Here is a 6466-nt window from a genome sequence, read left to right on the forward strand (position 1 = left end):
GCTGGGTGGTGCGAAGTGGTCACGCGAGAAAGCTAGCACCCGGGCACGCCGCACACACGCCGGAAAGCGCCCAGCTCCACCGACGAGAAAGCGGGCCCGGCCGAAGCCGAACCCGCGTAAGAAAATGAGCGTCGATTAGCGGTTGCTCACGTTGCCCGTCAGATTCGCCACCGGGGCGACGAACATCGGTCGGGTGGCAAACCAGCCCGCAATCATCGCGACTACCGCGCCGAGGAAGACCACAACGCCGATCCAGCTCGTGGCGTAGACACTCGGGTCCACATCGCCGCGGGCGGCGAACATACCCGCCATGTTGCGGCGGAAGCCGGTGAGCAGCACCAGCAGCACGTGGATGACGATGAACACCAGGAAGTAAATCATCACCGGGTAGTGAATCTTGCGGGCCGCCGGCGCAGGGTAGTACTTCGCCGCGCCCTTCCAGTTGTCGGACCAGAAGCTGCTCATGCGGAAGCCGGAGATGATCGCCAGAGGAGCGGCGATGAATACGGTGGTGAAGTACGCCAGCTCCTGCAGCGCGTTGTAGTGCACCCAGCCGTTCTCCAGCGGCCAGTTCAGGGTGAAGTACTGCAGCATCGAGCTCAGCGCGTTCGGGAAGACTTCCCAGCTCGTGGGCACGATGCGCACCCAGTGGCCGGTGGCGAAAATCAGGATGTAGAACACAAGCCCGTTGAGCACCCACAGAATGTCCAGCGCCTGGTGCAGCCACAGGTTGATGCTGACCTTCTTTTTCGGCGCCCACGGCGGGGCCCAGTACGCCTCCGGTTTGCGTTCGTGGCGAACCTGCAGACCAGTCCTAATAATCAGCAGCATCAGGAACATGTTGAAGAAGTGCGCCCAGTTCAGCCACCACGGCAAACCCACCGGCGCCCACTCGGGCAGCGGCTGCTCACCCGGGTGCCGAGCCACAAAGTCCCGGCCCCACGCCGTCGCCTCCACGAGGTAACGCGCGCTCATCACAGCCATCGCGCCGAGCACGAACAGCACCGCGAGCGCCGCAGCACCGCGCCACGCCCAGCCGCCGGCCGTGTACTTGCCGTACAGCTTCGGCTCTTCCTTCGCGGCAGGCTTCTTCTCGGCTGCGGGCTTCTCCGCCGCGGGCTTTTGCTTCTCGACGTCTGTCTTCTCCGCCTTCGCCTTCCCAGCAGCCGCGGTCGTTGCCGCCGCCGCTGCGGTGCCGGTGCCTGCGGCCGCTGCTGCTGCAGCCGCCGGTTCGGTGGCCGGCTGCTCGGCGGGTTCGGCGGCGGGTTCCGCTGCGGGCTGCTCGGCCGCTTCCGGAGCTTCCGGTGCTTCCGGCACAGCCTCGGCCGGTGCCGGAGCGGCAGCAGCTGCGGTCGGCGCGGCAACCGGCGCTGCCGTCACCGGCACCTGAGCTGTGTCCACATCCGGCCATGCCGGACCGCCGGCTTGGCGGGGGAGACCCTTGCGGAGCGTGACAGTCTCAGTCGCGCCGGGCTCGGCTGGGGCGGCAGCAGGTGCTGCGGCTGCCGGTGCAGCCGGTGCTGCCGGCGCAGCAGCTGCCGGCGCCTCCGGGGAGACCTCGGCAGCGATCGGCGCAGCCTCGGCGACCTCGACGGTCACTTCGCCGGCCGGTGGCCACGGCTCGCCGCCGGCAACACGGGGGAGACCGCGTCGCAACGCAACGGATGCTTGCGACACTGCGCCCGGTGCAGCGGTGTGCGTAGCTGCGGCCGGAGTAGGGGAGTCGGGGGTTTCAACCGGTGCTTCAGCAGCCGGCATCTCAGCCTCGGCGGCCGGCGCGGCGGGCGCAGTAGCCGGAGCAGGCGCAGCGCCCTCAACGGCACCGACTACCTCGGCGTTTTCAGGTCCAACGGCCCATTCCGGGGGCCAAGCGTCCCCGCCTGGGACGCGGGGGAGTCCTCGTCGCAGGACTACAGACATGGGAATCTCCCTACTTGCGTTCGTTCACGGCGTCGATAAGCTGCGGCACAACCTCGAAGATGTCGCCGACCACGCCGAAGTCGGCGATCTCGAAGATCGGGGACTCCGCGTCGTTGTTGATGGCCACGATGGTGTCGGCGGTCTGCATACCCGCGAGGTGCTGGATCGCGCCGGAAATGCCCAGCGCAATGTACAGCTGCGGCGAGACCACCACACCGGTCTGGCCAACCTGGTGGTCGGCCGGAATGTAGCCGGTATCAACCGCCACGCGGCTCGCACCCACGGCGGCACCGAGAGCATCGGCGAGACCGCCCACGAGCTCCTCGAACTTCTCCGGGGAACCCAGCGCGCGGCCGCCAGCGACAACCTTGTCGGCGGTGCGCAGGTTCGGGCGCGAGCTCGTCTGCTCGGCGATGGACGTGCCGGTCACCGTCGCGGCACGCTTGCCGGATCGCGCAACTTCGAGCTTCTCGACGCTCGCCTGCACACCCTCTGCTCGCGCATCAACCGCTCCCTGGCGCACGGTGATCACCGGTGCGCTGTGGGTCGCCGCGCCGACGGTGAGGTAGTTGCCGCCGAAGACGGAGTGGTCGGTGATCACGCCTTCCTCGTCGCGGCGCACGCCGGTGACGTCGGCAAGCAATGCCCTGCGCTGACGCACGGCGACGCGGGCTGCGACGTCGCGGCCGGCGATGGAGTTGGAGAAGATGATCGCGGCGGGCTGGGTTGCGCTGATGGCGGCAACGACGGCGTCGGCAAGCGGGACCGTGAGCGCGGCGTCGTCGATGTCGGCGATAAGCACGCGGGCGGCGCCGAGGCCACCGAGTGCGCTGGCGAGCTCCTCGTCGGAACCCATTGCGGAGGTGGCCAGCGCCACCGGCGCGCCGATGCCGGCTGCGGCACCGATGAGCTCGGCGGCGGAGTTGGCGATGCCGCCTGCGGGGGCTGCGTCGATAACGACGAGTACTGCTTCGTTGGTGTTCGTCATGTCTTCAGTCCCCTTAGATGAACTTGTTCGCGGCCAGGAAGTCTGCGAGCTGAGCGGCGGCGGTGCCGTCGTCGTGAATAATGGTGCCGGCCTCGCGCGGCGGGCGCTGCGACGCATCGACGATGATTGCGCGCGCCGGAGTGAAATCCTCCGCGTCAATGCCCAGGTCAGCCAGGCTCACCGTGTCCAGCGGCTTCTTCTTCGCAGCCATCAGGCCCTTGAAGTTGGGGAAGCGGGCGTCCGGGAACGCCTCCGTGACGGAGACGACGGCCGGCAGGTCCGCAGAAAGCTCTACGACGACGCCGTCGCTCGCGCGGCTGGCGGTGACGGTGGAGCCGTTCACCTCGATGGACGTGAGGTTGGTCAGGTTCGGGTAATCCAAAAGCTCAGCGACCATGGTGGGGACCACGCCGCCGCTGCCGTCGCTGGAGAGGTTACCTGCGACCACCAGGTCGTAATCCCCGCGGCGCACCAGCTCCGCGAGCGCCTGCGCGGTGAGCGTCACGTCGGCGCCCACCAGGCCGTCGTCGGTGACAACGTGCGCGGCGGTTGCGCCCATGGCCAGGCCCTTGCGGATGCTGCCCGCGGCGGATTCCGGCGCGACGGAGAGCACCTCGACCTCCCCGCCCTGCGCCTCCGCGATGGCGAGCGCCGCCTCGACGGCGCGCTCACCGATCTCGTCGGCGACGTTGTCGCCGGTCCGGACCGCGAGGCCAGTCTCCAGGTCCAGTTCACGTTCCCCGTACGTGTCGGGGACCTCTTTCAAGAGCACTGCGATGCGCATTGCGGGTTTCACTCCTGGGGGGTCGAAGGTGGTTATGGTTGCGTGACTACGAAGCTGTTCAGGCGCTGCGTAATAATCTCCGCTGCCTCATTGACCATACGGGTGATCAATTCCTGGCATGTCGGGATGTCATGGATAATGCCCTGCACCATGCCGCAGGTCCAGATGCCGGCGTCGAGGTCGCCGGTCTCGTAGACCTCGCGGCCGCGCACGCCGCGCACCAGTTCGCGGATGTCCTCGAACTGCGCGCCCTTGTTCAGCTTGTCCACGACCTCGATGGAGACCTCGTTGCGGGCCACGCGGGAGGTGTTGCGCAGCGGGCGGAAGATCAGCTCCGTCTCGCGCTCGTCGCGGGCGACGATGGCTTCCTTCACGTTGCGGTGCACAGGTGCCTCTTCGGTGCAGAGGAAGCGGGTGCCCATGTTCACGCCTTCGGCGCCGAGTGCCATCGCGGCGGCCAAGCCCCGGCCGTCGGCAATGCCGCCGGAGGCCACGAAGGGTACCGTGAGCTGCTCGGCTGCGGCCGGGAGGAGCACCAGGCCCGGGATGTCGTCCTCGCCCGGGTGCCCGGCGCACTCGAAGCCGTCGACGGACACCGCGTCCACGCCGGCCTTCTGCGCGCTCACGGCGTGGCGCACGGAGGTGCACTTGTGCACGACCTTGATGCCGGCGTCGTGGAAGTGGGGGATGTGCTCCGCCGGGTTGGAGCCGGCAGTCTCCACTACCGGCACGCCCTTATCGATGATCACCTGGCGGTACTCGGCGTACGGCGGGGGAGCGATGGACGGCAGGATGGTCAGGTTCACGCCGAACGGCTTGTCCGTCATCTCGCGGCAGCGGTCGATCTCGTTGGCCAAGTCCTGCGGCGTCGGCTGCGTCAGCGCGGTGAGAATGCCCAGGCCGCCGGCGTTGGACACTGCGGATGCGAGCTCCGCGCGGCCGACCCACTGCATACCGCCCTGCATGATCGGGTGCTCGATGCCGAGGAGCTCCGTGATGCGAGTTGTAATCTGCGCCATGATTACTTCAACCCCATGCGGATCGCGCCGTCGAGGCGGATGGTCTCGCCGTTGAGCATCGGGTTCTCCACAATCGCCTGCACCAGCTGCGCGTACTCGGACGGCTGGCCGAGGCGGGACGGGTGCGGCACCTGCTTGCCCAGGGAATCGCGCACCTCCTGCGGCAGGGACGCCAGCATCGGGGTCTCGAAGGTGCCCGGCGCGATGGTGCAGCAGCGAATCAGGGAGCGGGAAAGGTCGCGGGCGATCGGCAGGGTCATGCCGGCGACGCCGGCCTTGGAGGCGGTGTAGGCGGCCTGGCCCATCTGGCCGTCGAATGCGGCGACGGAGGCGGTGTTGATGATCACGCCGCGCTCCTCCCCGTCCGGCTCGTTATCCAGCATGGCCTGAGCGGCGAGGCGGATCACGTTGAAGGTGCCGACGAGGTTGACGTTGATCACCTTCTGGAAGTCCGCGAGCGGGAACGCGCCCTTGGAGCCAGCGGTCTTGATCGCGTTGCCGATGCCGGCGCAGTTGACCACGATGGCCAGGGTGTTGTTCTTGTTGGCCTCGTCGACGGCGGCCTGCACGGCCTCCTCGCTGGTCACGTCGGCGCCGACGAAGGTGACGTCATCGCCGAGCTCGTTGAGCTGGTCCTGGTTGGCCTGCGGCAGGTCGACGGCAACAACGTGAGCCCCAGCGTTGACAAGGGCGCGGGTGGTGGCGAGGCCGAGGCCGGACGCGCCGCCGGTGACAAGTGCGGTCTTTCCCTGGATGTGCATGAAATCTCTCCCTTGCTGTGAGTGTGACGCGCGTTACTTAGCGAGCGTTAAATCATCATAGCTTGCGCGCTTCATTCCATGCAACGATTTTCAGGCACTTGCTTTTCGACGCATGTTGGCAACACGCGCAGAAGCGACGGTATACGCTTCCTCTGTGCCCAACCGTGCAGTTCCCGCAGACGCAGTGATGAATCTTCCAGCCGACTGGCGTGCTTTTCCGCCCCTCGAACTGGATGACATCCTCGCCGTTGCGCTCAGGCACTTCGCGCGCCGGGGATACCACGCCACCACCGTGCGAGCCATCGCCAAAGACGTCGGCGTGACCATCCCCGCGCTGTACTACTACTACGACTCAAAGCAGCACATGCTGGTTGCGCTGCTCAACCTGGCCATGGACATCGTGGAGGCAAAGGTCACCGCCAGCGTCGAGGACGCGGGCGACGACGTAGTTGCCCAGCTGGTCAACCTCACCGAAGCGCTCGCCCTCTACATGGCGAACTACCGCGAGCTCGCGTTCTTGGACACGGAGATCCGCTCCCTCGAGGGGGAGAACCGCCAGGTCTACGCCGAGCGTCGCGACCGCACCGAGAAAACCCTGCGGAGCGTCGTCGAGGCGGGTGTCGCCAGCGGCGCGTTCACCACAGACGCGGACCCGAAAATGGTCTCCCGCTTCATCCTCAACGCGGTTCAAGGCATCGCCGTGTGGTTCCGCATGGACGGGCCCGAATCCCCCGAGTCCGTGGCGGAAAAATACTCCCGCCTCGCCCTCGCTGTCGTGGGGGCGAACCGGGAGTAGGGGCGGGGGACTGTCGCTGTTTGGCGGCGGCGCGTACCCCCATAGTGGTAGCCCAATAGTCGTGAGCCCGCTTTCTCTGACCTGCGATTTTGTTGCAGGCGTCTCGCGGCACTATTGGGGTATGGGATGAGCGCGGCGCCCGCGGAAGCAGCTGGTGCGTACCCCCATAGTGGTAGCCCAATAGTCGTGAGCCCTTCC

The 6466-nt window shown here is 67.3% G+C and carries 6 protein-coding genes; 1 reads left to right on the plus strand and 5 read right to left on the minus strand.

Going from position 1 to position 6466, the window contains the following annotated elements:
• Positions 1-135 precede the first annotated feature (135 nt).
• The 5 genes from M5J20_RS09080 to M5J20_RS09100 are packed head-to-tail and all read right to left on the minus strand — an operon-like array spanning position 136 to position 5472.
• A complete protein-coding gene (locus tag M5J20_RS09080; RefSeq protein ID WP_253578811.1) occupies positions 136-1920 on the minus strand; it encodes a cytochrome b/b6 domain-containing protein in 1785 nt (594 codons plus the stop codon).
• Positions 1921-1930: 10 nt separating this feature from the next.
• Complete coding sequence (locus M5J20_RS09085; RefSeq protein WP_253578814.1) at positions 1931-2908, minus strand: electron transfer flavoprotein subunit alpha/FixB family protein; 978 nt, start codon at positions 2906-2908, stop codon at positions 1931-1933.
• 13 nt (positions 2909-2921) lie between these two features.
• Positions 2922-3692: an electron transfer flavoprotein subunit beta/FixA family protein gene (locus M5J20_RS09090; protein ID WP_253578817.1), complete on the minus strand. Its 771-nt coding sequence runs from the start codon at positions 3690-3692 to the stop codon at positions 2922-2924.
• 32 nt (positions 3693-3724) lie between these two features.
• Complete coding sequence (locus tag M5J20_RS09095) at positions 3725-4711, minus strand: NAD(P)H-dependent flavin oxidoreductase (protein WP_253578819.1); 987 nt, start codon at positions 4709-4711, stop codon at positions 3725-3727.
• A gap of 2 nt (positions 4712-4713) precedes the next feature.
• The gene (locus tag M5J20_RS09100) at positions 4714-5472 is read right to left on the minus strand and encodes a 3-hydroxyacyl-CoA dehydrogenase (RefSeq protein ID WP_253578821.1); all 759 of its coding nucleotides are present in this window, start codon (positions 5470-5472) and stop codon (positions 4714-4716) included.
• A 154-nt stretch (positions 5473-5626) separates the two neighbouring features.
• On the opposite strand from M5J20_RS09100, the gene M5J20_RS09105 reads away from it, so the two are divergent.
• Positions 5627-6268, plus strand: coding sequence for a TetR/AcrR family transcriptional regulator (locus M5J20_RS09105; protein ID WP_253578825.1), 642 nt, complete (start codon positions 5627-5629; stop codon positions 6266-6268).
• Positions 6269-6466: the final 198 nt, after the last annotated feature.

The organism is Corynebacterium stercoris, assembly GCF_024160105.1.
Lineage (GTDB): Bacteria > Actinomycetota > Actinomycetes > Mycobacteriales > Mycobacteriaceae > Corynebacterium > Corynebacterium stercoris.

Excerpts from the sequence above, each read along its gene's own strand:
- M5J20_RS09080 (WP_253578811.1), bottom strand. The coding sequence starts at position 1,920 with ATGTCTGTAGTCCTGCGACGAGGACTCCCCCGCGTCCCAGGCGGGGAC.
- M5J20_RS09090 (WP_253578817.1), bottom strand. The coding sequence starts at position 3,692 with ATGCGCATCGCAGTGCTCTTGAAAGAGGTCCCCGACACGTACGGGGAA.
- M5J20_RS09095 (WP_253578819.1), bottom strand. The coding sequence starts at position 4,711 with ATGGCGCAGATTACAACTCGCATCACGGAGCTCCTCGGCATCGAGCAC.
- M5J20_RS09100 (WP_253578821.1), bottom strand. The coding sequence starts at position 5,472 with ATGCACATCCAGGGAAAGACCGCACTTGTCACCGGCGGCGCGTCCGGC.
- M5J20_RS09085 (WP_253578814.1), bottom strand. The coding sequence starts at position 2,908 with ATGACGAACACCAACGAAGCAGTACTCGTCGTTATCGACGCAGCCCCC.